Below are 23,963 nucleotides of genomic sequence, written 5' to 3' on the forward strand. Positions count from 1 at the left end.
CTGCGTACCGATTCTTAAGCAAATTGGCGGCCAGACCGGAGGGGAGTATTCCGGCCGGGCCTGAAGAACAAGGCCTTCCAGCAGATCAACTGGCGTACGCCTACGTCGTCCCGACTTTGCTCCGGATCGCCGTCGACAAGACCGAGGCGCTGTGGGCCGAGGCCCTCGAACTCGTCGGGGACCTCGGCCGCCCTGGGATTTACCGCGACCGAAGCCGTCGGGGACTGCTGCGGGTTACGCCGGTGGACTTCTCGTTCGACGCGTGGGGATACCTGGAGAACTGGGCGCTCGAGGCGGTCCGCATGATGATCCGGCGAGACGCCGAGCTGCTGACCGATCTGCTGGCGGACGACGATCCTCGGGTGCGCGGCTGTGCGGCGTACGCGGTGGCCGTGGCTCTTCACGGGATCGGGCCGTTGAGGCGCTGGCGTGGTCGGAGACGCTATGGTCGAGCGAGACGTCACCGCTGGGGGTTCGGGTCGGCGCGGTGATCGCGTGGCTGGGCCTCACGCCCCCGCCCGCGGAGTTCACCGGCCTGATGGCCCGTCTGCCGATGCCGTCCACCTACGACATTTTGCGGCGGCACGTGACTGTCAACTCCGGTCGAACCGCCCTTGAATCGACGAGCCCTGAAACTGGTCAACGCCGATCGCCGGGCACAGCTCCGGCGTGCAGTCCAGGGCAGTGGACATTTCCCGATCGAACATGCCGCCCTGAAATGCCTGTGCCTCGTGACCCCGCGGCCTGGGCGCGGAAGCGGTCATGAGCCGACCTTCCGATACCGCGCCTGGAAGAAGCAGTACACCCCGAACGCGATCACGCCGACTCCCGCCACAATCAGCAGAAGCTCACCGAACGGCTGCGCGGCCAACACCCGCAACGCCGCGTCCAGACCGGTCGACGCACCCGGCTCGTGGGTGACGGCCGCATCGGTCAGCAGCACTCCCACGATGCCGAACGCGACCCCCTTCGCCACGTATCCGGCCGTCCCGAGCCACCGCGCGACGCGCTTGGCCTTCCGGCTCATCTGCCCGGTCCTCAGCTTGCGCTCGAACTGATGCTTCGCGCCGTACCAGATGAGCCCGATACCCAAAGCCACCACGCCCACGCCGACGATCCCGATCAGCCAGACGCCACCGGTGTGCGCCATCGCCCCGCTCGTGACGTCCCGCTGCTGCCGGGCGCTCGATGCGGCGGTACCTTTCAGTACCTTGTACGCGGTCCAGGCGAGCACCGCATAAACGACCACCCGCGCACCCGAGGCGATCCGCTCGAACGTGCGGGCCTTGCCGTGTTTGTCCACGTGTCCCACGGCGGCCAGCAGCAGTTGCCAGATCGCCATGGCCGTGAGGCCCACCACGACGACGATCAGCAGGAGCTTGCCGAACGGCTGGCCGGCAAGTACGTGGAAGGCACCGGACTGGTCGCCCTCCTGACCGGAGTGCCCGAGGGCGATCTGGATCGCGAGTGATCCCAACGCGAGGTGCACGAGGCCGTATCCGATGAAGCCCACACGGGTGAGACCGACGAGCGCCGGATTGCGGGCGGCCCTGCGAGCCGTGCCCCGTGCTGTATTCACCGCTGTCATGTGTTCCTGATCCCCGGATTGGGCATTTCCCGAAACATGGAGCTTCTCAGGCGGCGCACAGAGTGGCGCGTACTAACTTTCGCGGGCGGTGCGTTCATCTTCGTCGCACTGATGATCTCGGTGCGCCTGCAATGGGTGCCGTTGTCGTCGGTCGACCGTGGCATCGCGGCCGACCTGAACAGCGCGATCGCCAATCACGCCGGCTGGGTGCGGGTGATGCGGGCGCTGAGCTGGATGGGAAGCACCGGGGTGCTGTTCTGGATCACCGGCGGAGCGGCCCTGGTCCTCGCCGTGCGACGCCGGTTCCGCCTGGCCGGCTACCTGGTGATCACTAGCCTGGGCGCGCCGGTGCTCGACTACTCGCTCAAGCTGGCCGTCGGACGGCTTCGTCCCGCGGTGGCCGACCCCGTCGCGGTCGGCGGGGGCAACAGCTTCCCGAGCGGCCACGCGCTCAGTTCCTCGGTCATCTACAGCGCTCTGCTGCTGGTCTTCATGCCGGCCGTCCCGGTGCGGTTCCGCCGACCGGTGGTCGGTGCCGTGGGCCTGCTGCTCGTGCTCATCGGCTTCAGCCGGCTGGCGCTCGGCGTGCACTTCCTCTCCGACGTGCTCGGCGCCTGGTGCTTGGCGGCGGTCTGGCTCGGCCTCACCGCCTACGTGTTCGAGCTGAGCCGCGACATGTCCGGCAAGCGGGTCACCGAGCCGCTGCGCGAGGGCCTCGAGCCGGAGGCGCCCGACGACCTCGCGCCGGTGGTAAAGGATCCGTCCAGGCGCCGGTCCGCGCATCTGCTGCGATCCGCCGCCATCGCCGTGGTCGGCTGGGTGATGACCCTCGGCGCGCTGCTCGCCATCGGCCTGCCGCTCGCGCACTATCGCCACGGCAACGGCAACATCCTCGGCGACTCGACCATCCCGCATTGGTTCGCCGCGCATCGCACCCCGGCGCTCAACCGGATCAGCGAGTGGGGAAGCACCGCCGGCAACACCCACATGATCCTTTTCGTCGGTGTACTGGCGGGACTGCTGACCCTCGCGGTGACCCGGCGCCTGGCGCCGATCGTCTTCCTGATCGTCACCATGGTCGGTGAGCTGCTCGTCTTCCTGGCCACCTCGGCGATCGTCGGCCGCGCCCGGCCGGACGTGCCGCACCTCGACGGCAAACTGCCGACCTCGAGCTTTCCCTCGGGGCACGTGGCCGCCACAACCCTGCTGTACGCCTCCATCGCGATCCTGGTGATGGCACGCACCAAGGCCTGGTGGCGATGGATCTTCGTGGGACTGGCCGTGGCCATGCCGCTCTGGGTCGCGCTCTCCCGGATGTACCGCGGGATGCACCACCCCACCGACATCCTGTTCGGCAGCCTGGTCCTCGCGTCCCTGTGGTTGACCACCACGCTCTATGCGACAAGGCCGAACGAGCATGCGCAAGAGGCAGCGCATCCGGTCGCACGGCGGCGTTCGCAGCAGCTGACGCAGGTGGGACAGGCATGAGCGTCGAGGACTGGTTGCTGACCGGCGAGGAACGCGACAACCCGCACAGCGTGCTGTCCCAGCGGCCGTGGACGACCGGTAACGAGGTGTGTCCGCTGATCGACGGCGCCGCCTACTTCGCCGAGCTGTGCATCGCGGTGGGGCGGATGCGGTCCGGCGACGTGCTGATGTTCACCGACTGGCGGGGCGACCCGGACGAGCGCCTGGACGGACCCGGCAGCGAGGTGTCGCGCGTCTTCGCGCAGGCGGCGTCGGCACGCGCGTTGCAGGCTTGGCACGACGGCGGCCGGATCGGAGCGCGACCTCGCGGGAGGCTTCGCGAGTATCGACTTCCGAAGCTGTCGACCTGGTCCCGGCGAACGGCTCCCGTGTCGTTGCGCCTGTTAGCCGATCCCGACGGGCGTCCACGCCATCTGCGCCGGACCGGGGGCTACTGAGCGTTCGCGCACGCCTCTGCAACGCGCGATGCGGTTGACGTGTGTCGATCGCAGGGAGCGGCACACGGAGGTGGCGGAGTGATCGAGACAGCTCGCGACTTCGACGAGTTCTACGTGGCCACCGTCCGGAGACTGGTCATGCGGTTGTCCGCATACACCGGCGACCTCGGCGCCGCCTGGTATGTCGCTGGGCCGCCGCGAGTGTGGCATCTGCATGCCCACTGCGGCGCATCGCGTGTGGCACACCGACCCAGCCGTGACCGCAGTGCACTGTCATCGGCTACCCGTGCGCATGCCGTCCTCGCGAGCCAAGACTGAGGGCAGCTGGATCTGGCTGCGGGTGACCGGAATCGGCTGAGACCCCCGCATCGGCGCGTACGCAAGGACGGCGAAGACGTCGACGAAAGCACATAGTCCTCGGCACCACCGTCGAGCCCGGCGACCCGGTCCGCGACGGTGCCGAGGGCGGTCAGGATCACCGCCGGGGTTTTGTTGCCGCTGCGGCGCAGACGGCCGAGGAGGTTGAGGCCCTCGATGGCCGGCAGGCCACGGTTGATGATCAATAGGTCGTAGCGGCGGGTGAGGGCGCGGTGCAGGCCGGCCTGGCCGTCGCGTGCCAGCTCGGCGGTATAGCCCGCACCGCCGAACAGCCGCAGCATCAGGTCACCCAGCTCGCGGTAGTCGATCAGCACCCGAGTCGGAGTCACGTCCTCCCCTCCACTCTGACAGCCGGACGGGTCATCCGAAGTGCGCCGCGTCCAAGGCGGCCTGCAGCGATTCCAGATAGCCGCCGCTGGTCACGGTGGCGCCGCTGACCGAGTCGATGTGCGCGCTCTGCGCCTGCAGCGTCTCGGCGCGCAGCTGCGGGAGCGCGTAGCCGTTGATCTCGTCGTCCCGGTCGTTGCCGTCGGGGCGGCGCAACACGCGTACGTCGGTGATTTTGTGGTTCTGGATTTTGACCTGGACCTGGACCGGTCCCCAGCGGGTGTCGGCCACGGTGCCGTTGACCGTCAAGGCCTTGGCCGCGCGCGGCCCGCTGCTCGGGGCTCCGCTGCTCTGCGGCTCGCTGCTCTCCGGTACGACGCCCGGCGCTGCGCCGGTCACCGGCGACGGTGGTGTCCCGCCCAGGCTGGTGCGATAGCTGAGCAGCAGGACCACGGCGGCGATCGTCGAGACGATCCAGAGGGTCAGGCGGCGCATCCGCGCCTCCGCGAGGTCACCATGCGAACTCCTCGGAGTGGATCAGGTCGTCGGGCACGCCTGCGGCGTGCAGATCGGTGCGCACGGCCGCCATCCAGGGCGGCGGCCCGCAGATGTACGCCTCCCGGCCCGCCACGTCCGGGACGAGCTGGTGCAGAGCGGCCGGGTGCCAGCCGGCGGGCAACCACGAGCCGTGCCGGGGGCGGCCGCCTTCCAGATAGATCACCCGGACGCCGTGCCGCCGGGCGAGGTCGTCCAGCTCGGCCCGGAAGACCGCGTCGGCTCGGTTACGGATCCGGTAGAGCAGCACGGCATCGGCCGTCCCGAACTCGTCCAGCAGAGCCCGCATGGTCGTGATCCCGACGCCCGCCGCGACCAGCAGGGGAGGGCGGCCGCTCCATTTCGCCGGGGTCAGGGCGCCGTAAGGTCCCTCGATCAGCACGCGGGTGCCGGGCCTCAGGGACCGGACCCGGCGACTGCCGTCGCCGAGGTCCTTCACGGTGATTCGCAACAGGTCCGGGGCCGGTCCGGCCGAGAGGGTGTACGGGTTGGCGCGGGTCCATCCCGGGCCGTCCAGGAATCGCCACAGGAAGAACTGACCGGCCCGTACCGGGAGCCGGTCGAGGCGGTGGCCGCTCAGGTAGACCGAGACCACTCCGGGCGCCTCGGCGACGACCTGCACCACCCGGAGCCGGTGGTAGGCCGACCGCCACAGCGGCAGAGCGATCCGGAAGGCGAGCACCGCGCCGAGCGTCGCGGCGTACAGGCCCCACCAGTAGGCCTGGGACAGCGGTGACCCGACGAAGTCGGCGCCGGTCCAGATCTGGTGGGGCAGCGCGAGCCCGACGCCCAGATACGCGTACAGGTGCAGCAGGTGCCACGACTCGTAGCGCAGGCGGCGCCGCGCGGCCCGCACCGAGAGGATCACGACCAGGATCAGCAGACCGGTTCCGGCGGTCGCGAGGAGCATCCCCGGATAGGTGGTGACGAGGCTCCAACCGGTGCCGAGGAGCCCGCCGGTTCCGGACCCGGCGTAGCCGACGGTGATCAGGACCACGTGCGCGAGCATCAGCCAGAACGACCAGAAGCCGGCCAGCCGGTGCCGGCGGGCCAGCAGGTCCTGTCCGTAGGCCCGCTCCACCCACGGGATACGGGCCATCAGCAGGACCTGGACGAGTAGCAGATCGGATGCCCAGAGCCCGGTCAGGCGTCCCAGCGTGGTGGCCGGCTCACCGAGGCCCTGCAGGTTGCGGATCCCGCCGTTCGCCGTCCACAGCGCCGTCACGACGAGCAGGCTGAACAGGGCCAGCGCGCCCGCGACGTCTCGCCACCACCGGCGCGGAGCCGAGGGCGCCGGGAGCCGGCGGCCCGATCCGGCGAACCGGACCCGTCCGGTCGCCGCGGTGCTGGTGTCGTTCACGCGGCAAATCTGCGGCGGCGAAATGGGAGAACTCGAAGAATCAGCTTCGTAGCCTTTCGGGGCATTTGCCGACGTTCTGGAAGGACCGCTATGACCACGGTCAACGGGCTACCGGCGCACATCCTGCTGGTGCACGCGATCGTCGTGCTGCTGCCGCTGGCCGCCTTGCTGCTCGTGCTGACCGCGTTGTGGCCGGCCGCCCGGGCCCGGCTCGCCGCGCCCAACGCGATCCTGTCGATTCTCGTCGTCCTGCTGGTCCCGCTGACGACCAGCGCGGGGGAGTGGCTCGAGCGGCGGGTTCCGCAGAACGACCTGCTGCACAAGCACACCGAGCTCGGGGACAACGCGATCTTCTACGCGATTCCGATCGCCGTGCTCGCCCTGATCGTCTGGTGGCGCGAGCGGGAAGCCCAGCCGGGTTCCGGCCGGCGGACTTGGCTGGCGCCGCTCTCGACCGCGGTGACCGGCGTCGTCGCGGTGCTGGCCCTGATCGCGGGCGCGGCCGGCGTCTACGGGATCTACCGGATCGGGGACTCCGGTTCCAAGGCAGCCTGGACCGGCAGCTTCAGCACGACGGAGACGACCCCACGCGGCCAAGGCCACGACTGATCCTTTCCCCGATCACCCGGCTGCGGTTCGCGGTCTGATTCGTGATCGTCTGACCATCTCCTTCACCTACAGCCGCCGGCACTCACTGCTCAGCTGAGCAGGGCGGCGGTGCTCAACTTGCGGCCGTAGCCGCCGATACGGTGGAAGTGCGAAAGACGGCCGGCATCATGCTGCTTCTGGCCGGAGCCGCGATCACCGCTCTGACCCCGGACTCGATCGGAGGGCAGGCGGTCTACCTCGCGTGCTTCGCCGGGCTCGTCGTGGCCACATGGGCGGCGGTCCGGCGGCCCGGGCCGCGCCGGCCGTGGGTGCTGACCGCGTGCGCGGTCACCTCGTGGCTGGCCGGTGACATCACCACGGTGATCGTCCAATTGGCCGGGCGCACCCCGTCGGTCGGGCTGGCGGATGTGTTCTGGCTGGCCGGCTACCCGTTGATGGGCGCCGCGATCCTGGCCATGGTGCGCCGTCGGGCCCCGGGCCAGAGCCGGGCCGCGCTGCAGGACGGCCTTACGCTGACCACCGCGGCTGGGCTGGCGGCCTGGCAGTTCTTCATCCGGCCCGAGTTGCACGGCGGCGGCCCGACGCCGTCGCTCATCGTCGGGGCGCTCTATCCGAGCGGCGATCTGGTCCTGTTCGCCGCTGTCGTCTACCTGGTTCTCTCGCCGGGCCGCAACGGTGTGCCGGGGCTTCTCCTGATCGCCGGGAACTCACTCTCGCTGATCCTCGACACGCTGCTGACGATGCTGTCGGACGTGCTGCCCGGCTCGGCCGCCGATCGGTTGAACGGCGCCCTGCTGCTCGCCAACGCGCTGATCGTGGGGTCGGTGCTGCGTCGCGACCGCGACCAGATGCTTCAACCGGCGCCGATCGAAAAGCCGCGCCTGCACCCGGCTCGGCTGACGTTCTTGGGGCTGGCGATGCTGACCGGGCCGATCCTGGCCGTCGCCCGGCAGACCGGACGCATCGAGGAGCGCATGCTGATGCTCAGCGCCACCGCGGTTGCCGTCGGCTTCTGCCTGGCCCGCTTCACCCAGGCGGTGCACGAACAGGGCCGCACCCAGGACCGCCTGACCTACCTGGCCGACCACGACAGCCTCACCGGGCTGGTCAACCGGCGAGTGCTCGCTGAGCGACTGACCCGGCAGTTCCGGTCGCGCGACGACTTCGCCCTGCTCTACCTCGACCTCGACGGCTTCAAGGCGGTCAACGACGCGTACGGGCACGCGGCGGGTGATGCGGTCCTGGTCGAAGTGGCGCGCCGCATCCGGGCCGAGGTCCGGGACGCCGATCTGGCCGCCCGGCTCGGCGGCGACGAGTTCGCGGTGCTCAGCCGCGAGCTGGATGCGACCGGCGCCCGCGAGCTGGCCGACCGGCTGCGCCGGGCGGTGTCCGAACCCATCGTCTGTGACCGCGCCGCCCTGCACGTCGGGGTCAGCATCGGCCTGGCCACTGGCGCCGGCTGCGCGCACGGCGAGGAGATGCTCTCCCGGGCCGACCAGGCGATGTTCGAGGTCAAACGGGGACGGCGGGCCGCTGCGGGCGCCTCGGCGCCGGCTCAGCCGGGGGTGCGGGTCCGGTCGGGTACGGCGGTGAAGCCGGTCCAAGATCTGAGGAGTCCGCAGGACGTCGACGCACCCGAGTCCAGACTGCCGTTGTAGTTCACGTTGTCGCCCGGCGAGCCGGTGAACTCGGCCGACCCGCTGCCGTTCTTCTGCTCGACCGGTGTGCCGCCGGAGCAAAGCCGGCGGGCTGGGTTACGCGCACGGGAGTTCAGGAAGCCGAGGAAGACCGACCGGGGCACGCCGCCGCGCTGGGCCAGCACGGTCACCTCGGCCAACGCCTGGGTGACCACGCCGAGCAGCACGTTGTGCGCCACCTTCACCAGCCGCGCCTGGTCGCCCTCGCCGACGTAAGTCACCGATGCGCCGATCACCCGCAGCAGCGGCTCGACCTGAAGGAAGGCGGCTTTCGGGCCGGAGGCCACGATCGAGGCCCGGCCGGCCCGGACCACCTTGGGGTTCCCGCTGACCGGGGCGGCGAGCAGCGTGGTGCCGCGGCGCGGATCCGTTCGGACGTCTCCGACCCGACCGTGCTGGCGTCGACCAGGAGATGAGGCGCCACACGCTCGCGCAGCAGTCCGCCCTCGTCGAGGATCACCCGCCGCAGCGACGCGTCGTCGGCCACCGTGGCGAAGACGACGTCCAGGCCGGCCAAGTCGCCGACGACATCGGCGACCTTGGCACCGGCGATTGCCTCGGCCTTGCTCCGGGTGCGGTTCCAGACGTGTACGCCGTGACCGGCCGCCAGCGGACGCCGCACCATCGCGCCGCCCATCCGCCCGGTGCCGATCCACCGGACTTCACTCATCGCGAAGCCCCTCCTCCGTACGCGTTTTCCCGCGCCCGCCCAGATACAGCCGCGTCACTTCGGGGTCGTCGAGCAGCCGGGCGGCCGCGGCGACCAGCCGCACCGCGCCGGCGTCCAGCACCGCGCCGGTGTCCGCGGCGGCCAGCCCGGAGCGGGCGTTCTGCTCGACCAGCAGGATCGTGCGCCCGGCCCCGGCCAACTGCCGGACGCTTTCGAAGACCTGCCGCCGCGACCGCGGGTCCAGTCCGATCGACGGCTCGTCGAGCAACACCAGCGCGGGGTCGAGCAGCAGGGTGCGGGCCAGCTCGACCTGCTTCTGCTCGCCGCCGGAGAGCGAGCCGGCGTGCGCGCCGGCCCGCCGCGCGCAGATCGGGAAGGCCGCCACCGCCCGGTCGATCCGCTCCCGCAGCACCCGGCTGTCGCGTAGCAGGTAGCCGCCCATCAGCAGGTTGTCCCGCACCGTCATCTCCGGGAAGAGGCTGCGCTCCTGCGGCACGTGCGCGATCCCGAGCAGCAGCCGCTCGCGTGGTCCTCGCCGGCCGAGGTCCTCGTCGCGGAACAGCACCCGGCCTCGGGTGGGCCGGAGCAACCCGCTGACCGTCTTCAACAGCGTGGATTTGCCGGCGCCGTTCGGGCCGATCAGGCAGGTCACGCTGCCCTCGGCGACGTCCAGGTCGATGCCGCGCAGCACGTCACCGGCGCCGTAGCCGGCGACCACGCCATCGATTCGCAGCAGCATCTCAGCCGCCCAGGTACGCGTCGAGGACCCGCGGGTCGGCCTGGATCAGGGTCGGGTCGCCCTGGCTGATCGGACGGCCGGCGTCGAGCACGATGACCGGGTCGCAGAGCCGCATCACGAACGACAGGTCGTGCTCGACGATCAGGAAGGTCACGCCGGCCGCGTGGCGGGCGCGGACGTGCTGCTCCATCCGTTCGACCAGCACCGGGTTGACTCCGGCGGCCGGCTCGTCGAGCAGCACCAACCGGGGCGCACTCATCAGCACGGCGGCGAACTCCAGCAGCTTGCGCCGGCCGTAGGACAGCTGGGCCGCGAGCCGGTCGGCCTCACCGGTCAGGTCGAACTCGGCGAGCAGCTCTTCCGCCCGCTTCCGATCGGCGGCGCTGACCCGGGGCGAGGCGAGCTGCCACCACCGATGACCGGCCGCCGCGACCAGGTTCTCCACCACCGTGAGCTGCGGGAATACCCGGGCCTGCTGGAAGGTGCGGGACAGGCCGGCCCGGTAGAGCCGCCCGGGACTGTGCCCGGTGACGTCCCGGCCGGCGAAGTACACCCGGCCGGCGTCCGGCTTGCGATAGCCGGTTACCAGGTCGAAGAGCGTGGTCTTGCCGGAGCCGTTAGGCCCGATCAGCGCGGTCACCGTGCCTTCGGCGACCGACAGCGAGCAGCCGTCCACCGCGGTCACCCCGCCGAAGCTCTTGCGCAGCCCGTCGACCCGCAGCAGTTCGGTCACCGCAGCCACCGCCGCTCCGCGAGCGTCGGCAGCACCCCGCGGGGGAGCGCCAACATGATCAGGAGAAACACCATCGCGTACGCGATCAGGTAGAACTGGCTCGCACCCAGCTGGTACGCCAGATACTGCTGGCCGCCCTCCAGCACCACCGCACCGAGCACCGGTCCCCAGAGCGTGCCCCGGCCGCCGAGGAACGTCATCAGCACCACCGCGATGGTGGTCAGCGGATCCACCGCGAACTGCGGATAGATCATCCCGACCTGGTAGTACGCCCAGACCGCACCGACCATCGCAGTGAGCCCGACACTGACCGCGAAGGCCAGCACCTTCACGCCGGCGACCGGCACCCCGACCCCGCGCGCCTTGTCCTCGTCACCGCGTACCGTCGCCAGTGCCAGCCCGACCTTGCTGCGCTGCGCGCCGTAGGTCAGCAGCATCGCCAGCACGAGCAGGGCGAGCAGCACGTAGTAGAACGGCCGCTCGAAGGTGTCCGCGGCGAACGGCGCGACCGGGAAGGACAAACCCTGCGCCCCGCCGGTCAGCCCGTGCAGGTTGAACGCCAGCGTCTGCACGACGAAGACCAGGGTGATCGTGACGATCGCGAAGACGTCGGCCCGGGTGCGCATCGCGAGCGCGGCGACCGGCACGCCGAGCAACGCCACGCCCACACCGATCGCGGGCAGCCACGCGAACGGGTGCCAGCCGTCCGTCAGCCCGGCCTGCCGGTGCAGGAGGAGAGCGAACGCGTACGCGCCGAGGCCGAAGAACGCGGCGTGCCCGAGCGACGGGTAGCCGGCCAGGCCGCCGACCAGGTTCCAGGCGCTGGACAGGGCGGCGAACATCAGCACGAAGACCAGCATGTTGAGCACCCAGTGCGGTGGCCCGAGCAGGGGCAGCAAGGCCGACGCCACCACGAAGAGGCCGCCCTTGATCACGCCGCTCGCCCTCACGCCGCCCTCCCGAAGAGGCCTTGGGGGCGCACGAGCAGGACGGCCAGGAGGATCACGAAGAACGTCATCTGGGACCAGGCCGGCGAGATCGTCGAGGCGACCACGGCCGACGAGACGGAGACGATCAGCGCGCCGGCGATCGCGCCGCCGATGCTGCCCAGCCCGCCCAGCACCACGATCGACAGCAGCAGCGAGATCAGGTCGTAGTGGCTGCCCGCGTTGAACGGGTAGAGCAGGCCGTACACCGAGCCGGCCGCCGCCGCGGTGGCCGCACCCAGGCCGAAGCCCAGGGCGGCCACCCGCTCGGTGCGTACACCGAGCAGCCGGGCGGACTCCGGGTTCTGCACGGTGGCCCGTACGGCCCGGCCGAAGCGGGTGCGGTGCAGCAGCAAAATCAGCAGGGCGAGCGCGCCGGCCGAGAGTGCGAACGCGGCGAACCGGACGACCGTGACCTGGTAACCGAGCACCGTCCAGCTGTCGTTGGCGTACGAGGTGTTGATGCTGCGCCGGGTCGTGTTCCAGACGACGCCGATGACGCCCTCGATCAGCAGCGCCACCGCGAACGTGACCAGCAGGCTGAGCTCGGTGCGGTCCTCGCGGCGCAGCGGCCGCAGGAACGCCAGGTGCACGCCCACGCCGAGGACGAACATCACCCCGGTGGTCACCGGGATCGCCAGGAACGGATCTATCCCGTACGACGTGAAGAGTTGGTAGGAGAGGTAGGCGCCGAGGATGACCAGGGCGCCCTGGGCGAGGTTGACCACCTTCATGATGCCGAAGACAAGGGTCTGGCCGGAGGCCATCAGCGCGTAGACGCCGCCGGTCAGCACACCCAGGATCAGCCCTTGGACTCCGGCGTGCACGCCCTCACCCGCCCCACGCCGGCTTGGGGAAGATCGGTCCCGCCTGCGCCGTCCCGGCCGGGTAGACCGGCACCAGCTTGCCGTTCTGCCATTGGATCAGCGCGAAGCTGCCGCTCGGCTGCCCGTACGCGTCCCAGCTCAGATTGCCGAGCAGGGTCGGCCAGGTGCCCTGGTGAAGGGTCGCGATGATGGTCGCGTTGTCGATCTTCCCGGTCTTGGCGGCGACCGCCTCGACCAGCTGCCCGGCCGCATACGCCTCCGCGCTGCTGTTGTCGATCGTGTCGGTCGTCCCGCCGTACGCCTTGACGTACGCCGTCGCGAACGCGTCGCTGCCGGCCGCCTTGCTCCCCGGGAACCAGTCGCCGGAGGACATGATGCCCGCCGTGTTGCCGGCGCCGACCTTGTCGGGGAACTCGACCGGCGAGTTCGCCCCGTTGGAAAGGAACATGAACTTCGGGCTGAACTTGAGCTGTACCAGGCTCTTGACCTGCCCGTACGCGTCGTCGCTCTGGGTGCCGCCGACGAGCGCGCCGGGCTTGGCCGCGGCGACCTTGGCCATGATCGTCGAATAGTCCTGGGTCTCGGCGGGGTAGACCTGCTTGTAGACGGTCCGGATGCCGGCCGCCTCGAACCGGGCCCGGATGTCCTCGGCGACCGGCGTGGCGAACGGGTCGTCCAGCTCGGTGTAGGCCGCGGTGGCCGGGCGCTGGTCGGCCGGCAGCGAGAGAATCCAGTCGGCGAAGACGTCGCCCTGCTTGACCACCGGGGCCGGCTGGACGAAGAAGAGGTTGGTCAGCCTCTGCGCGAAGACGGCCGGGCCGCCGCCGGCCGGCTCCAGGAACGCGTACCCGTAGCGCTTGGCGACCTGCGACGCGGGCACCGTGAGGAGGCTGGAGAACGGCCCGAAGACGAGATCGACCTTGTCCTTGTTGATCAGGTTCTGATAGTTGGTGACCACCTGGTTGGTGCTGGACGTGTCGTCCACGATCTTCATCTGGACCTGGCGGCCGAGCACGCCGCCCTTGGCGTTGACGGTGTCCGCCCACAGTTGATAGCCGGCCTTGACGGCCTTGCCGGAGTCGGCGAAGTCCCCGGTCAGCGAGACCGACGCGCCGATCACCAGCGGCGACCTGGGCCCTGCCTTCGTATCCGCACTTCCGGACGAGCAGGCCGCGAGTGCCAATGCGGCGCCGGCCGCCAGGCCGGCCCGCCAGAAACGATTGCTCGTCGACATCGCCGGTTCCCTCCATAGCATGGACAGGAAGCATCTACACAATCGATTGCGGCGAGCATCCACTGTGGTACAGCCAGTGTCAACGTGCCGAATTGTCAAATGCAGCAACCGATTGTGGCGGGGGATACGCTGACGCCATGCAGCGGATCAAGCTGGCCGACGTGGCCCGGGCGGCCGGTGTCCACCCGGGGACGGCCAGCCGTGCGCTCAACCCGCAGACCCGTGAGCAGGTCAACCCGGCGACCGTCCGGCGGGTGGCGCGGGCCGCGCAGCGCCTCGGCTACGTGCCCAACCCGGTCGCCCGCGGGCTGCGCACCGCCCGCTCGTTCCTGATCGGCATGGTCGTGCCGGACGTGACCAACCCACTCTTCCCGCCCATGGTCCGCGGCGCCGAGAAGGTGCTCACTCAGGCTGGCTACACGCTGGTCCTCACCGACACGGACAACGACGCGGCCACCGAGCGCCGGCAGATCGAGCTGCTGCGGGCCCGCGGCACCGACGGCTTCATCGTCGCCACCGCCCGCTGGAAGGACGAACTGCTCGCCGAGATCGCGGCGGCCGGGGTGCCGGCGGTGCTGGTCAACCGGAACACCTCGAGCGCCGCGCTGCCGTACGTCGGCGGCGACGAGCGCACCGGCGTCCGGCTCGCCGTCGACCACCTCGTCGCGCTGCGCCACCGGCGCATCGCGCACCTGGGCGGCCCGGCGAACACCTCGACCGGCCGGGAACGGGCCGCCGCCTTCCGCCAGGCCGTCCGGCAGCACGGCCTGCCCTCCGCCGGCCTGGTGCGGGCCTGCGCCGCGTACACCGAAGAAGCCGGCGGCGATGCCGCCGCCCGCCTGATCGACTCGGGCCAGGAGTTCACCGCGGTCGTGGCCGGCAACGACCTGATCGCCTTCGGTGTGCTGGGCGCGCTGACCCGGGCCGGGCTGTCCTGCCCGGGCGACGTGTCGCTGATCGGCTTCAACGACATGCCGCACCTGGACAAGCTGGCTCCGCCGCTGACCTCGGTGGCGCTGCCGCTGGCTGAGATGGGCGCGCAGGCCGCCAGGATCCTCCTGGCCCGGGTTGCGGGGCCGGACAGCGGGCCGCCGACCCAGTCACTGCTGGGCGTGGCACTCAAGATCCGGGCCAGCACGGCCGAGGCCGGAACCTCTCCGCCCCGCCGGTGACGGTTCCGGCCGGTCATGTTCTGCGGCCGCTGCCGCCGGGACCCGGCCACGCCGCCGTCCGCCGCTACCTGCGCCGCTACCGAGGTGCGCGGCGGATCATGGCGGGGTCGAGGTCCGCCAGGCGCGACCGGCCGGCCAGCGCCATGGCCAGCTCCAACTCCGCCCGCAGCCGGGCGAGCACGCCGACGACCCCCACGGTGCCGCCGGCGGCGAGGCCCCAAACCGGCGGCCGGCCCACGAGCACGACATCGGCGCCGAGCGCCCGGGCCACCAAGACGTCCACGCCACGGCGCACGCCGCCGTCGACGAGCACCGGGATCCGACCCGCAACCGCCGCAACGACGCCGGGCAGCGCGTCCAGGGTCGCGACGGCGCCGTCAAGCTGCCGGCCGCCGTGGTTGGACACCACGATGGCGGCGGCGCCCGCGTCCACCGCGTGGGCGGCGTCCGAGGGATCGAGGATGCCTTTGAGCACCACGGGCAGGCCGGTGCGGTCGGCCAGCCAACCGAGGTCGGACCAGCGCAGCCCCGGATCGTAGGTCGCGCCCACATGGGCCGCGAGCGCCGAGCCGCCGGCCGCCGGGATGCCGGCGAGTGCCATCGTGGCAGCGTCGATGTTCTGCGACTGGGCATGCGGCGGGATCGCAAAGCGGTTTCGCACGTCGCGCCGCCGGTCGCCGAGCCGCGGCGAGTCCACCGTGACGACCAGGGCGGTGAAGCCGGCGGCCTTGGCCCGTGCCACCAGATCCAGCACGACGGCCCGATCGCGCAGCACGTACAACTGCAGCCAGCGCGGTCCCCCAGCGGCGGCGATCTCCTCGTAGCGGACACTCGCGAACATCGACGCGATCATCAGTGTGCCGGTCGCCGCCGCACCCGCGGCCGTCGCTGCCTCGCCGTCCGGATGCCAGAGCCGCTGGTACGCGACGGGGGCGACCCCGAGCGGCGCGGCCAGCCGTGCGCCGCACACCTCGACCGCCGTATCCACCGCGGACACGTCGACCAGCACGCGCGGGACCACCGTCGCGTCGCCGAAGGCGGCAACATTGGCGGCAAGCGTCCGTTCGGTGCCCGCCCCGCCCGCGAGGTAGTCCCACGCAGCCGGCTCAGCCCCGGCCTGCGCCCGCGACCGAACGTCGTCCAGGTCGTCGTCGGTCAAGGTCTCCCGCCTTTCGACAACATCGCGTCGCTCACCGCGATCTGCCTCAAGCCGGTCACGGGGCGCCGGGCGGCTCGGTGCTGCCCGTGTCGGCGGAGAATCCGGCGACCGGATCAAGCGGGTCGCGGCGGTGAGCGACGACCCGCGGCCGAGCTGGCTGCCCGGGCCGCCGACGCCGACCGTCCCGCCGGAACACCTCGTCCTCCTTGGTGACAACCCGCGCGGGAGGACTCCCGCCGCTACGGCCCGTCCCCGAGTCGCCGGTGCACGGTGTGCTGCGCCTACGCGGGTAATACTCGCACAGCGAACGGCGACCGCACGAGCCTCCGGCGACGCCGCGCCGGTGCTGCGCAACGCTCGCCGGGCCTGGTCGAAGGCTACCGGCCGCAGCGCTGGCCGGCTTCGCCGCGCCTCGATCCCACCCGACCCGCCGGCGACTAAGGTGTTTCGATGGCGAGCATTCAGCCCGAGCTCTGGGTCCACGAAGCGGGCACCGCGGTCGAGTTCTACAAGGCGGCCTTCGGGGCCAGGGTCTTGCACATCGTCGGGGGAGGGGAGGACGTCGTCGCGCAGCTCGACCTCGAAGGCGCGGTCTTCTGGGTGGTCACGGCGGACACGAATCGACACCGGCTCAGCCCTTCAGCGGCCGGCGGCACTACGGGGCGGACCCTGCTCGTCGTCGACAATCCCGACGAGTTGTACGCGCAGGCGGTGACGGCAGGCGCCACGCCTGCTTCGCCGGTCGCCGACGAGCACGGCTGGCGGGTCGGCCGCGTCGTGGACCCCTTCGGTCACGAGTGGGAGATCGGCCGACACCTCGCAGACTGAGGCCCCCCAGTGGCTTGCGCTCCGTGCTCCAGGCGCCGAACACGCGGTCCGAGCCGGATGCTGAACCGGTTCGGTGCGCGTCGGCCGAAGTGGGCCGACGGTCCATGCCGGGGTGGCGTTGGCCTGGTCCTGGTCGTCTCCACCGCGGCGACGGACGGGCCGGCGGCCCGATGCCGCCGTACCGCCCAGCCAGCCGCCGGGGTCAGGTCTGCGGCGACCAGATCACCAGGCCGAGGCACATTTCGTCGCTCGTGCCGTCGCCCCACACCACGTAGCGAGGTGGAAGCTTCCGCAGCGCGGGCAGCAGTTTACGCAAGCCTGCATCGTGGGTGCAGGTAACTCGCAGCGTGTCGCCCGGCTTGACCGCGAGCGGTGTCGGTAGCGGGTGGATCGCCTGGTCGTCGAAGTTGTAGACCGGGATGTCGAGCAGGGTGCGGGCGTCGGCAGTGCCGGGGTTGAGCTCTATCCTGATGGAACGTCCCAACAGGTGCATGTGCCCGGCAACCGCGTAGATGGTGCCCTGTTGACGTATCGGGCGGTCGCAGTGCTGGGTGGTGCCGGGTGTCGGTGTGCCGTTGTCGCACATCTGCACCAGGCCGTCTTCGGTGGTGCCGACATCTTCACCGAAGCGGTGGGTGACGTCCGCAATGGCCGCTTTCCGGTCGCACAGCGAGCCGGATTCGCCGGCCGCGCAGGGCAGTTCAACCGGCGCGGGCAGTTCCATGGTGTCCAGCGCAGTCAGCTTCCTGCTGCCGTCGGTGAGGCGCAGCCGGATGCTGGACTGGTCGGTGCCGGCTGGTTTGCCGCCGCTGGCGAGCAGGTTGTAGTGCACTTGCATGACAAGCAGGCTGCCCGGCGGCATCGGGTAGCCGACGCCGGGGGACAGCAGCGTCTCGTTGGCGCCGGGCGCCCAGTGCGCGACCCAGCCGGCGTCACCTCCGATCCCGGCGTCACCGAAGCAGGTCCATCCCTCGCCGGGGTCGGCGGCGTCGACGGCGCGCGCCTTGTCGGCTTGGCTCGGGTCGACCCGGAAGAAGATCGCGTGGTGGACGATCGATGTGTTCTGCGGAAAGAACTGGCTTCCGGTCAGGTAGGCACCGGTGGTGAGGTGCGGATCGACGAGGAAGCATCGGTACTGGTCGGTGCCACCGTTGGGCGCCACCGGTTCGTAGGGCTGCGGCATCGCCAGCGTGACGAACCGCTCGCCGGCCCGCGGCGGCGCCGCCGCTGGTATCGAGTCCGCACCGTGTTCGTGGCCGGCGTGCTCGGCTGCCGCCTGGGTGTCCGCGCTGGGCGCGGGTCCTGATCCGGTCGAGCTGCCAGTGCCGTTACCGCACGCCGCGACGATCAGTGCGACCGCCGTCCCGGCGGCGAGAGCGCTACGTCTGCGTGTCCTTCGCGTCACCTGCACCGTGGTTCGCCTCCATCCTCGTAGGCGTTTCTTCATCGAGAATGGACAATCCGCCTTGCCGGCACATCCGGGAGAACCCGGATAGAGGCCCTGAAACTGCCTGGCTCGGCGTACCGGACGGCACCGCGACCGTCGCCGTCCTGGCTGACCGGTACCGCCCTGCTCACCGCGACCGGCGGGGACTTCGAAGAACCGCCGGCGTCGTAGCGGCGGATTCCCGGTCGGCCATCAGCTCAGTGAATCGCGAAGCGTCGGCGGCTCGGAGCACGTTGTTGAACATCACGTACGCCGGACCCGCGCCGACCATGTCGGCGAGCTGCGCCAGCTGGGTGTCCGTGTAGACGTGGTGGGCGCCGGTGATGCCGTGCAGCCGGTAATAGGCCATCGGCGTCAGGCTGGGGCGCAGGAACGGGTCGGCGGCATGGGTGAGGTCGAGCTCCTCGCACAGACTGCGCACGAGGTCGTCCGGCCAGGGGCCGCGTGGTTCCCAGAGCAGGCGGACACCGGCCGGCCGGGGCGCTCGCGACAGGAACTCACGCATCCGTGTGGCCGCGGGCTCGGTCGGCCGGAAGCTCGCCGGACACTGGAACAGGATTGCGGTCGCGTCCAGGATGCGGGCGCAGTTGAGCGTGGTGTCCCAGGCGCGTTCGACGACGGGTGTCCAGCGGAAACCGCCGACTTGCGTGCGTTGCTCGGCGCTCAGCGATGTGCGCAGCCGCCGGTAGGTGGGGCTTTTCGCCTCGTGCGTGATCAGCTGCCAGGCCTTGATCGTGAACTCGAACTCCGGCGGAACGCCGGCGCGCCATCGTCGCAGCGTCGCTTCGCGGGGTGGCTCGTAGAACGTCTGCTGTACCTCCAGCACCTGGAAACGCTGCGCGTAGGAGATCAGCGCCATGCTGGCTCCGCACAAGCCCACTTTCACCGGTTTCACGCCAGTTACGTACCCAGATCGCGGGGGACACACCTCGAAGACCAGCGGCACGCAACCACCGCTTCGCCGAAGTGGTGGTTACTCACTCGACGGCTTTCCGAAATGCCGGGACGGCCTGCCCCCGCTGTTCTTGGGCGGACCGCTCGATTGGCTGCTCGCGCAGCGTGAGCGCGACGAGCCGGCGCGGTCGGCAGCACGTTTGACGCCCGAATCCCGGCTGCTCGGCCGTGTCCGAATGCCGCGTGTCGCATAAGATCAGACCACGCTGAACGTACGCCCGGAAAGCTGAGATTTGGATATCACCGCAGTTCGACGCCGGTGCCCTTCGTCGCCGTCCTCGGGCTGCTCGCCGTGGCCGGGCTGGCCGCGACGCGTTCCCGGCCCCACTTCGACCGATTCCAACCCTCATCGCAGGGTGCGTCGGCGAGCGCATGAGCGATCGGAGGACGGCCGCCATCCTGCGCGTACCGCCAAGGCGTCGTGCGGGCCGCGGCGCGATCGCTCGTGACGGCCTGCTCCTCGGCGCGGGCGGTCTGGTGACCGTCGTGGTTCTGCGCTGGGTCGGCCTCGGGGTCTCGCCCCTGATCGTAGTTTGTTCGTTCGTGGCGGTACGTCTGCTGGTGTACGCCGTCGCCCGGGCCGCGCCGGCGCGCCCCGGAACCGGCGGCAGCCCGACCGATCCGGAGCGCGAGTACGACTACCGTTTCGACGAAGGTGACCTCCTGCGGTCCGCGGTGCGCCGCTGGGAGCAGCGCCTGGAACGGTCGGATGAGGATCCGGACCGGTTCGCGCGCATTGTTCGCCCGGTCATGACCGAGATGGTCGACGAGCGTCTGCGAGCCCACCATGGCGTCACACTGGGTTCGAACCCCGCTCGAGCCCGGGAACTGCTGGCTCCTGAGCTGTGGCAGCTGCTGTCCGATCCACTCACGCCTCCGCCCCGCGTGCAGGACTGGCCGGCATACGTAGAGGCGCTGCGGCGACTATGACGTCCGCGCCGGAGACCCCAGCCCACTGGGCGTCGACCCGCGCGTTCAGCCGGGCGGTACTGCTGAGCGGGCTCTTCACCCTGCTCGGGGTCGCGCTGGGCCGTGTCGACATGGTCATGCTGGCCGCGCCGTTTGCGATCGGCGCGGCTCTCGGGCTGCGGCGTCTGCCGAGCGTAACCCCGACCGTACGCGTCGCGGCCGGCGACGAGAACGTGGTCGAAGGAGACGTGGTCGACGTGGCGCTGACGGTGACCAACCCGGACGTGGTCTCGTACGACCTGGTCGTCGTACGGACTGCGATGTCGCCATGGCTGGAGCTGGAACACGGCGACCGGCCGTTCGCGCTCGCCGCCCCCGGTGGCCGGCAGGCCGACGTTGAACTGCCGGGCGAGGCCCTGCACTGGGGGCGCCAGGAAATCGGCCCGGCAGTGGCGAGCGTGACCGTCTGCGGCGGGCTGATCGATCTCCGGCCGAGCATCTCCCCGGCCCGGGGTGTACGGGTATATCCAGCGACCCAGCCGTTCGGGGCGGTCGAGGCGATGCCGGCCGCCGCCGGACTCGTCGGCAACCATCGGTCGAGGCGGCCGGGTGACGGCGGCGAACTGGAAGGCGTACGCCGATTCGCGGCGGGCGACCGGCTGCGGCGCATCGACTGGCGAGTCTCGCTGCGTACGCGCGACCTGTACGTCGCCGCGACGTCGAGCGACCGCGACGCGGAGGTCCTCCTGCTGCTGGACGTGCTGGGTGATGTCGGGCCGTCCGGTGGGATCCGGGGACGTCCCTCGGCCGTCGACACGACTGTGCGGGCGGCAGCGGCGATCGCCGAGCATTACCTGAAGAGTGGCGACCGGGTCGCCCTGTTCGAATATGGCCGCTCTGGCCGCCGCCTGCGCCCGGCCGGCGGCCGCCGGCAGTATGTCGTTGTCCGGGAGTGGCTGCTCGACGTCCAGGCGGGAAGTACCCTCCAGCAGTCGTACGACGGCGCGCTCAGCAACCAGCGCCTTTCCCCGAATGCGCTCGTCATCGTCCTGACGCCCCTGGTCGACCCGCGCTCGGCCGGCATGCTGGCGACCTTGGCCCGCTCCGGCCGGCACGTGATCGCGGTCGACACTCTCCCGCCGGACGCCGCACCACCGGTTCGCGGGCCGTGGACACCGACGGCTACCGAGCTGTGGCGGTTGGAACGCGAGAACGTACTGTCCCGGCTTCAGGAGCATGGTGTCCCGGTCGTGGCCTGGGCCGGAGCCGGCAGCCTAGATCTTGTGCTACGCGGCGTGTCCAGGCTGGCCTCGGCGCCGCGAGGACGCTGAGATGCTGGACCGCCTCCGAGATCGCTTGAACCGGACCCGGCACGTCCTGCGCCGGGCCACCGTCCTGCCGTTCAGCGTCCGGGCCGGCATCGGCCTCGCCGCGATCTTGGCGATGTCGGTGGCCTGGCCGGCCGAGCTGGTCTTCGGGCGCCTGGGCGTACTGCTCTACCTTGTTGCTCTTTATCCGGCCGTCGCCCCGCGCGGCAACGGACCGACCGTCGTAATCATCATGGCGGCGGCCGGCTGGCTGCTCAACACCACCTGGTACGGCGAGTCAGTAAAGCTCTGGCACGTGGTCAGCCTGGCCGCCCTCGCCTATGTGGTCCACACCCTCGCCGCGCTGGCGGCGGCCCTGCCCTACGACGCGATCGTGCAGGTCGGCGTCCTCACCGGCTGGCTGCTACGGGCGGCCGGGGTGATCCTGATCGCCTCGGTGCTGATCGTGGTGACCCTGGGCCTGGCCTCTGAGCTCACCGGCCGCCAGTTCCTGCTCGCCAATCTGGTCGGACTGGCCGCCGCGTCAGCGGCCACGCTACTGCTGACGCGACTTGTGCGACGAACCTGATTCGCCACCGGCCGACGGGTCAGCTGTGCCCGACCGGCATCGTTGGTGAAGCTCCCACCTCCGCGAGCTCGCGGGTCCGGTCGGCTTGTTGCCAAGCGGCATCGTTCCGAGAATAGTGACAAGTGTCGATGCCTGCGGCCGACGTGGGCGACCTCAGGACCAACACACGCGTCGACTGTGCGTTCTGTGAGTTGCCCGTGCGTCGGAAGGAATCCAGCACATGCACGCCTCCGATCGGCTCCGAACCCGATCCGCCGCCGCCGTCCTCGCCGGTACCCTGCTGGCCGTCTCCGGCGTCGCGCTCTCCGCGCACGCCGCCACCGCCGGCTGCTCGGTGTCATACACCGTCACCTCGCAGTGGGCCGGCGGGTTCGGCGCGAACGTGTCCGTCACCAATCTCGGCGATCCGGTCAACGGCTGGACCCTCGCCTGGGCGTACCCGGCCGGTCAGAAGGTCACTCAGGCCTGGAACGCGACGGTGTCGCAGAGCGGCACCCAGGTGACCGCACGCAATGTCAGCTACAACGCCGGCATCGCCACCGGCGCCGCGGTGGCGTTCGGGTTCAACGGCTCCTGGACCGGCAGCAACCCGGCGCCGGCCGGCTTCACGCTGAACGGCGTCGCGTGCACCGGCGGGGTGACCGGCTCGCCCACGTCAATCCCGCCGACGACCTCGCCGACCCCTTCCCCGACGCCGTCCGGCCCACCGCCCGGCACCGACTGGCCGACCTACCACGGTGACAACGCCCGCGACGGGAACGCCAGCGGTCTGGCCCCGCTCTCCACGCTGTCGGTGGCCTGGACCGCGGCGCTCGACGGCGCGGTCTACGGCCAGCCGCTGGTAGTGGGCGGCCGGATCCTCGCCGCCACCGAGAACGACACGGTCTACGCGCTGAACCCGGACACCGGCGCGGTCCTGTGGTCGGCCCACGTCGGCCAGCCCGAACCGCTGTCCGACCTGCCCTGCGGCAACATCAATCCGTTGGGTATCACCAGCACGATGGTGTACGACCCGGCCACCAACCGGGTGTTCGCCCTCGCCGAGACCACCGGCGGGGCGCACACGCTGCTGGGCATCAACGCCGGTACCGGTGCGGTCGAGGTGCGGGCCGCGGCCGAGCCGCCGCTGGGCACTCCGAAAGCCCACCAGCAGCGCGGCGCGCTGACCCTGCTCAACGGACGCGTCTATATCGGCTACGGTGGCCTGCTCGGCGACTGCAGCGACTACATCGGCTCCGTGGTCTCGCTGACCACCGCCGGCACCGGCAAGCTGAGCTACGCGATTCCGACCACCCGCGAGGCCGGCATCTGGGGGACCGCCGGCGCCGTCGTCGACGGCGACCGTCTGCTGTACGCGGTGGGGAACGGCGAGTCCACCACCACCTACGACGGCAGCGACTCGGTGATCGCGCTCTCGCCCGACCTGCAGCGGACCGACTTCTTCGCGCCCTCCGACTGGGCTACGCAGAACGCCGGCGACGCGGACCTCGGGTCGATGAGCCCGGCCCTGGTCGGCCAGTTCGTCTACACGGACGGCAAGGCGGGCATCGGCTACGTGCTGAGCCGCGACAACCTCGGCGGCATCGGCGGTCAGGTCTCCCAGCTGAACAACGGATGCTACGCCTTCGGCGGCAGCGCGGTCGCGGGAAACACGATCTATCTGCCCTGCACCACCGGGCCGCGAGCGGTGACCGTCGGCGCCGACGGCACGGCACGCGAGCTGTGGCGGGCCGGCATCAACGTACCGGCGGAGGGCTCACCGGTCATCGGCGGCGGCGCCGTCTGGGTCGTCGACTACTCCGGTGGCGTGCTGTACGCCCTCGACCCGGGCACCGGGGCGGTTCTGGCGCAGATTCGGGTCGGCCAGGCGCCGAACTTCGCATCACCGAGCCTGTCCGGCAGCCGGGCATACGTCGGGACCCGCGCCGGCGTCACCGCCGTCGCCGGTGCCTGATACCGGCCCGACGACG

The 23,963-nt window shown here is 70.9% G+C and carries 24 protein-coding genes and 1 pseudogene; 11 read left to right on the top strand and 14 right to left on the bottom strand.

Annotation, left to right across the window (positions count from 1 at the left end; all coding sequences use genetic code 11):
• Window positions 1-116 precede the first annotated feature (116 nt).
• Window positions 117-491: a hypothetical protein gene (locus AB0M88_RS19885; protein WP_364103837.1), complete on the top strand. Its 375-nt coding sequence runs from the start codon at window positions 117-119 to the stop codon at window positions 489-491.
• Window positions 492-593: 102 nt separating this feature from the next.
• Here the strand turns inward: AB0M88_RS19885 and AB0M88_RS19890 are convergent, their stop codons facing one another.
• On the bottom strand, window positions 594-764 hold the full coding sequence (locus AB0M88_RS19890; RefSeq protein ID WP_364103840.1) for a hypothetical protein: 171 nt from the start codon (window positions 762-764) through the stop codon (window positions 594-596).
• On the bottom strand, window positions 761-1,588 hold the full coding sequence (locus tag AB0M88_RS19895; protein WP_364103843.1) for a DUF1206 domain-containing protein: 828 nt from the start codon (window positions 1,586-1,588) through the stop codon (window positions 761-763). Before AB0M88_RS19895 ends, AB0M88_RS19890 begins: the two co-directional genes overlap by 4 nt.
• Window positions 1,589-1,624: 36 nt before the next feature.
• Here AB0M88_RS19895 and AB0M88_RS19900 point away from each other — a divergent pair, with 36 nt between their 5' ends.
• The gene (locus AB0M88_RS19900; protein WP_364103845.1) at window positions 1,625-3,076 is read left to right on the top strand and encodes a phosphatase PAP2 family protein; all 1,452 of its coding nucleotides are present in this window, start codon (window positions 1,625-1,627) and stop codon (window positions 3,074-3,076) included.
• Complete coding sequence (locus AB0M88_RS19905; RefSeq protein ID WP_364103848.1) at window positions 3,073-3,513, top strand: hypothetical protein; 441 nt, start codon at window positions 3,073-3,075, stop codon at window positions 3,511-3,513. The genes AB0M88_RS19900 and AB0M88_RS19905 overlap by 4 nt, the downstream gene beginning before the upstream one ends.
• Window positions 3,514-3,623: 110 nt before the next feature.
• Here the strand turns inward: AB0M88_RS19905 and AB0M88_RS19910 are convergent, their stop codons facing one another.
• The 3 genes from AB0M88_RS19910 to AB0M88_RS19920 are packed head-to-tail and all read right to left on the bottom strand — an operon-like array spanning window position 3,624 to window position 6,133.
• A complete protein-coding gene (locus tag AB0M88_RS19910; RefSeq protein ID WP_364103851.1) occupies window positions 3,624-4,205 on the bottom strand; it encodes a response regulator in 582 nt (193 codons plus the stop codon).
• A 46-nt stretch (window positions 4,206-4,251) separates the two neighbouring features.
• Window positions 4,252-4,713 (bottom strand): FMN-binding protein, encoded by a 462-nt coding sequence (locus AB0M88_RS19915; RefSeq protein WP_364103854.1) that lies wholly within the window; start codon window positions 4,711-4,713, stop codon window positions 4,252-4,254.
• A gap of 16 nt (window positions 4,714-4,729) precedes the next feature.
• Window positions 4,730-6,133 (bottom strand): ferric reductase-like transmembrane domain-containing protein, encoded by a 1,404-nt coding sequence (locus tag AB0M88_RS19920; protein WP_364103857.1) that lies wholly within the window; start codon window positions 6,131-6,133, stop codon window positions 4,730-4,732.
• Window positions 6,134-6,223: 90 nt separating this feature from the next.
• Between AB0M88_RS19920 and AB0M88_RS19925 the strand changes: the two genes are divergently transcribed.
• Together AB0M88_RS19925 and AB0M88_RS19930 are read left to right on the top strand one after the other, a co-directional pair.
• Window positions 6,224-6,742, top strand: coding sequence for a DUF2231 domain-containing protein (locus AB0M88_RS19925; protein WP_364103860.1), 519 nt, complete (start codon window positions 6,224-6,226; stop codon window positions 6,740-6,742).
• Window positions 6,743-6,888: 146 nt separating this feature from the next.
• The gene (locus AB0M88_RS19930; RefSeq protein ID WP_364103863.1) at window positions 6,889-8,400 is read left to right on the top strand and encodes a GGDEF domain-containing protein; all 1,512 of its coding nucleotides are present in this window, start codon (window positions 6,889-6,891) and stop codon (window positions 8,398-8,400) included.
• Here the strand turns inward: AB0M88_RS19930 and AB0M88_RS19935 are convergent.
• From AB0M88_RS19935 to AB0M88_RS19960, 6 genes and pseudogenes are all read right to left on the bottom strand, one after another.
• Window positions 8,298-9,109 (bottom strand): annotated as a pseudogene (locus AB0M88_RS19935) (NAD(P)-dependent oxidoreductase). The gene AB0M88_RS19930 and the pseudogene AB0M88_RS19935 overlap by 103 nt on opposite strands.
• Window positions 9,102-9,848 carry an ATP-binding cassette domain-containing protein gene (locus AB0M88_RS19940; protein WP_364103866.1) on the bottom strand — a complete coding sequence of 249 codons (747 nt, stop codon included), beginning with the start codon at window positions 9,846-9,848 and terminating at the stop codon, window positions 9,102-9,104. The pseudogene AB0M88_RS19935 and the gene AB0M88_RS19940 overlap by 8 nt, the downstream one beginning before the upstream one ends.
• 1 nt (window position 9,849) lies before the next feature.
• Entirely contained in the window at window positions 9,850-10,590 is a 741-nt protein-coding gene (locus tag AB0M88_RS19945) for an ABC transporter ATP-binding protein (RefSeq protein WP_364103869.1), read from the bottom strand.
• Window positions 10,578-11,531 (bottom strand): branched-chain amino acid ABC transporter permease, encoded by a 954-nt coding sequence (locus AB0M88_RS19950; RefSeq protein WP_364103872.1) that lies wholly within the window; start codon window positions 11,529-11,531, stop codon window positions 10,578-10,580. The genes AB0M88_RS19945 and AB0M88_RS19950 overlap by 13 nt, the downstream gene beginning before the upstream one ends.
• The gene (locus AB0M88_RS19955) at window positions 11,528-12,394 is read right to left on the bottom strand and encodes a branched-chain amino acid ABC transporter permease (RefSeq protein ID WP_364103875.1); all 867 of its coding nucleotides are present in this window, start codon (window positions 12,392-12,394) and stop codon (window positions 11,528-11,530) included. The genes AB0M88_RS19950 and AB0M88_RS19955 overlap by 4 nt, the downstream gene beginning before the upstream one ends.
• A 4-nt stretch (window positions 12,395-12,398) precedes the next feature.
• Entirely contained in the window at window positions 12,399-13,628 is a 1,230-nt protein-coding gene (locus AB0M88_RS19960) for an amino acid ABC transporter substrate-binding protein (protein ID WP_364103878.1), read from the bottom strand.
• Window positions 13,629-13,765: 137 nt separating this feature from the next.
• Between AB0M88_RS19960 and AB0M88_RS19965 the strand changes: the two genes are divergently transcribed.
• Window positions 13,766-14,800, top strand: a complete 1,035-nt coding sequence (locus AB0M88_RS19965; protein WP_364103881.1) for a LacI family DNA-binding transcriptional regulator — start codon at window positions 13,766-13,768, stop codon at window positions 14,798-14,800.
• 76 nt (window positions 14,801-14,876) lie between these two features.
• On the opposite strand, the gene AB0M88_RS19970 is transcribed toward AB0M88_RS19965, so the two are convergent.
• Window positions 14,877-15,959, bottom strand: coding sequence for an alpha-hydroxy acid oxidase (locus AB0M88_RS19970; protein ID WP_364103884.1), 1,083 nt, complete (start codon window positions 15,957-15,959; stop codon window positions 14,877-14,879).
• Window positions 15,960-16,409: 450 nt separating this feature from the next.
• Between AB0M88_RS19970 and AB0M88_RS19975 the strand changes: the two genes are divergently transcribed.
• Entirely contained in the window at window positions 16,410-16,787 is a 378-nt protein-coding gene (locus AB0M88_RS19975; RefSeq protein WP_364103887.1) for a VOC family protein, read from the top strand.
• Window positions 16,788-16,989: 202 nt separating this feature from the next.
• Here the strand turns inward: AB0M88_RS19975 and AB0M88_RS19980 are convergent, their stop codons facing one another.
• Both AB0M88_RS19980 and AB0M88_RS19985 read right to left on the bottom strand, forming a co-directional pair.
• Window positions 16,990-17,970 (bottom strand): monooxygenase, encoded by a 981-nt coding sequence (locus AB0M88_RS19980; RefSeq protein WP_364103890.1) that lies wholly within the window; start codon window positions 17,968-17,970, stop codon window positions 16,990-16,992.
• 391 nt (window positions 17,971-18,361) lie between these two features.
• The gene (locus AB0M88_RS19985) at window positions 18,362-19,093 is read right to left on the bottom strand and encodes a DUF72 domain-containing protein (protein ID WP_364103893.1); all 732 of its coding nucleotides are present in this window, start codon (window positions 19,091-19,093) and stop codon (window positions 18,362-18,364) included.
• Between the two features lie 467 nt (window positions 19,094-19,560).
• Between AB0M88_RS19985 and AB0M88_RS19990 the strand changes: the two genes are divergently transcribed.
• The 4 genes from AB0M88_RS19990 (at window position 19,561) to AB0M88_RS20005 (ending at window position 23,947) form a co-directional block, all read left to right on the top strand.
• Window positions 19,561-20,118 (top strand): hypothetical protein, encoded by a 558-nt coding sequence (locus AB0M88_RS19990; protein ID WP_364103896.1) that lies wholly within the window; start codon window positions 19,561-19,563, stop codon window positions 20,116-20,118.
• Window positions 20,115-21,428 carry a DUF58 domain-containing protein gene (locus AB0M88_RS19995; protein ID WP_364103899.1) on the top strand — a complete coding sequence of 438 codons (1,314 nt, stop codon included), beginning with the start codon at window positions 20,115-20,117 and terminating at the stop codon, window positions 21,426-21,428. The genes AB0M88_RS19990 and AB0M88_RS19995 overlap by 4 nt, the downstream gene beginning before the upstream one ends.
• A 1-nt stretch (window position 21,429) precedes the next feature.
• Window positions 21,430-21,993: a hypothetical protein gene (locus tag AB0M88_RS20000; protein WP_364103902.1), complete on the top strand. Its 564-nt coding sequence runs from the start codon at window positions 21,430-21,432 to the stop codon at window positions 21,991-21,993.
• Window positions 21,994-22,213: 220 nt separating this feature from the next.
• A complete protein-coding gene (locus AB0M88_RS20005) occupies window positions 22,214-23,947 on the top strand; it encodes a cellulose binding domain-containing protein (protein ID WP_364103905.1) in 1,734 nt (577 codons plus the stop codon).
• The last annotated feature ends 16 nt before the right edge of the window (window positions 23,948-23,963 follow it).

Origin of the sequence: Actinoplanes sp. NPDC051411, from assembly GCF_040682075.1 — a bacterium.
Taxonomy (GTDB): Bacteria; Actinomycetota; Actinomycetes; order Mycobacteriales; family Micromonosporaceae; genus Actinoplanes.

Bases quoted from the DNA above. Each gene is read 5' to 3' on its own strand.
- AB0M88_RS19980 (WP_364103890.1), bottom strand. From the start codon at position 17,970: ATGCCGCAGCCCTACGAACCGGTGGCGCCCAACGGTGGCACCGACCAG.
- AB0M88_RS19965 (WP_364103881.1), top strand. From the start codon at position 13,766: ATGCAGCGGATCAAGCTGGCCGACGTGGCCCGGGCGGCCGGTGTCCAC.
- AB0M88_RS19905 (WP_364103848.1), top strand. From the start codon at position 3,073: ATGAGCGTCGAGGACTGGTTGCTGACCGGCGAGGAACGCGACAACCCG.
- AB0M88_RS19915 (WP_364103854.1), bottom strand. From the start codon at position 4,713: ATGCGCCGCCTGACCCTCTGGATCGTCTCGACGATCGCCGCCGTGGTC.
- AB0M88_RS19985 (WP_364103893.1), bottom strand. From the start codon at position 19,093: ATGGCGCTGATCTCCTACGCGCAGCGTTTCCAGGTGCTGGAGGTACAG.
- AB0M88_RS20000 (WP_364103902.1), top strand. From the start codon at position 21,430: ATGCTGGACCGCCTCCGAGATCGCTTGAACCGGACCCGGCACGTCCTG.
- AB0M88_RS19990 (WP_364103896.1), top strand. From the start codon at position 19,561: ATGAGCGATCGGAGGACGGCCGCCATCCTGCGCGTACCGCCAAGGCGT.
- AB0M88_RS19960 (WP_364103878.1), bottom strand. From the start codon at position 13,628: ATGTCGACGAGCAATCGTTTCTGGCGGGCCGGCCTGGCGGCCGGCGCC.
- AB0M88_RS19940 (WP_364103866.1), bottom strand. From the start codon at position 9,848: ATGCTGCTGCGAATCGATGGCGTGGTCGCCGGCTACGGCGCCGGTGAC.
- AB0M88_RS19895 (WP_364103843.1), bottom strand. From the start codon at position 1,588: ATGACAGCGGTGAATACAGCACGGGGCACGGCTCGCAGGGCCGCCCGC.
- AB0M88_RS19995 (WP_364103899.1), top strand. From the start codon at position 20,115: ATGACGTCCGCGCCGGAGACCCCAGCCCACTGGGCGTCGACCCGCGCG.
- AB0M88_RS20005 (WP_364103905.1), top strand. From the start codon at position 22,214: ATGCACGCCTCCGATCGGCTCCGAACCCGATCCGCCGCCGCCGTCCTC.
- AB0M88_RS19900 (WP_364103845.1), top strand. From the start codon at position 1,625: ATGGAGCTTCTCAGGCGGCGCACAGAGTGGCGCGTACTAACTTTCGCG.
- AB0M88_RS19890 (WP_364103840.1), bottom strand. From the start codon at position 764: ATGACCGCTTCCGCGCCCAGGCCGCGGGGTCACGAGGCACAGGCATTT.
- AB0M88_RS19925 (WP_364103860.1), top strand. From the start codon at position 6,224: ATGACCACGGTCAACGGGCTACCGGCGCACATCCTGCTGGTGCACGCG.
- AB0M88_RS19975 (WP_364103887.1), top strand. From the start codon at position 16,410: ATGGCGAGCATTCAGCCCGAGCTCTGGGTCCACGAAGCGGGCACCGCG.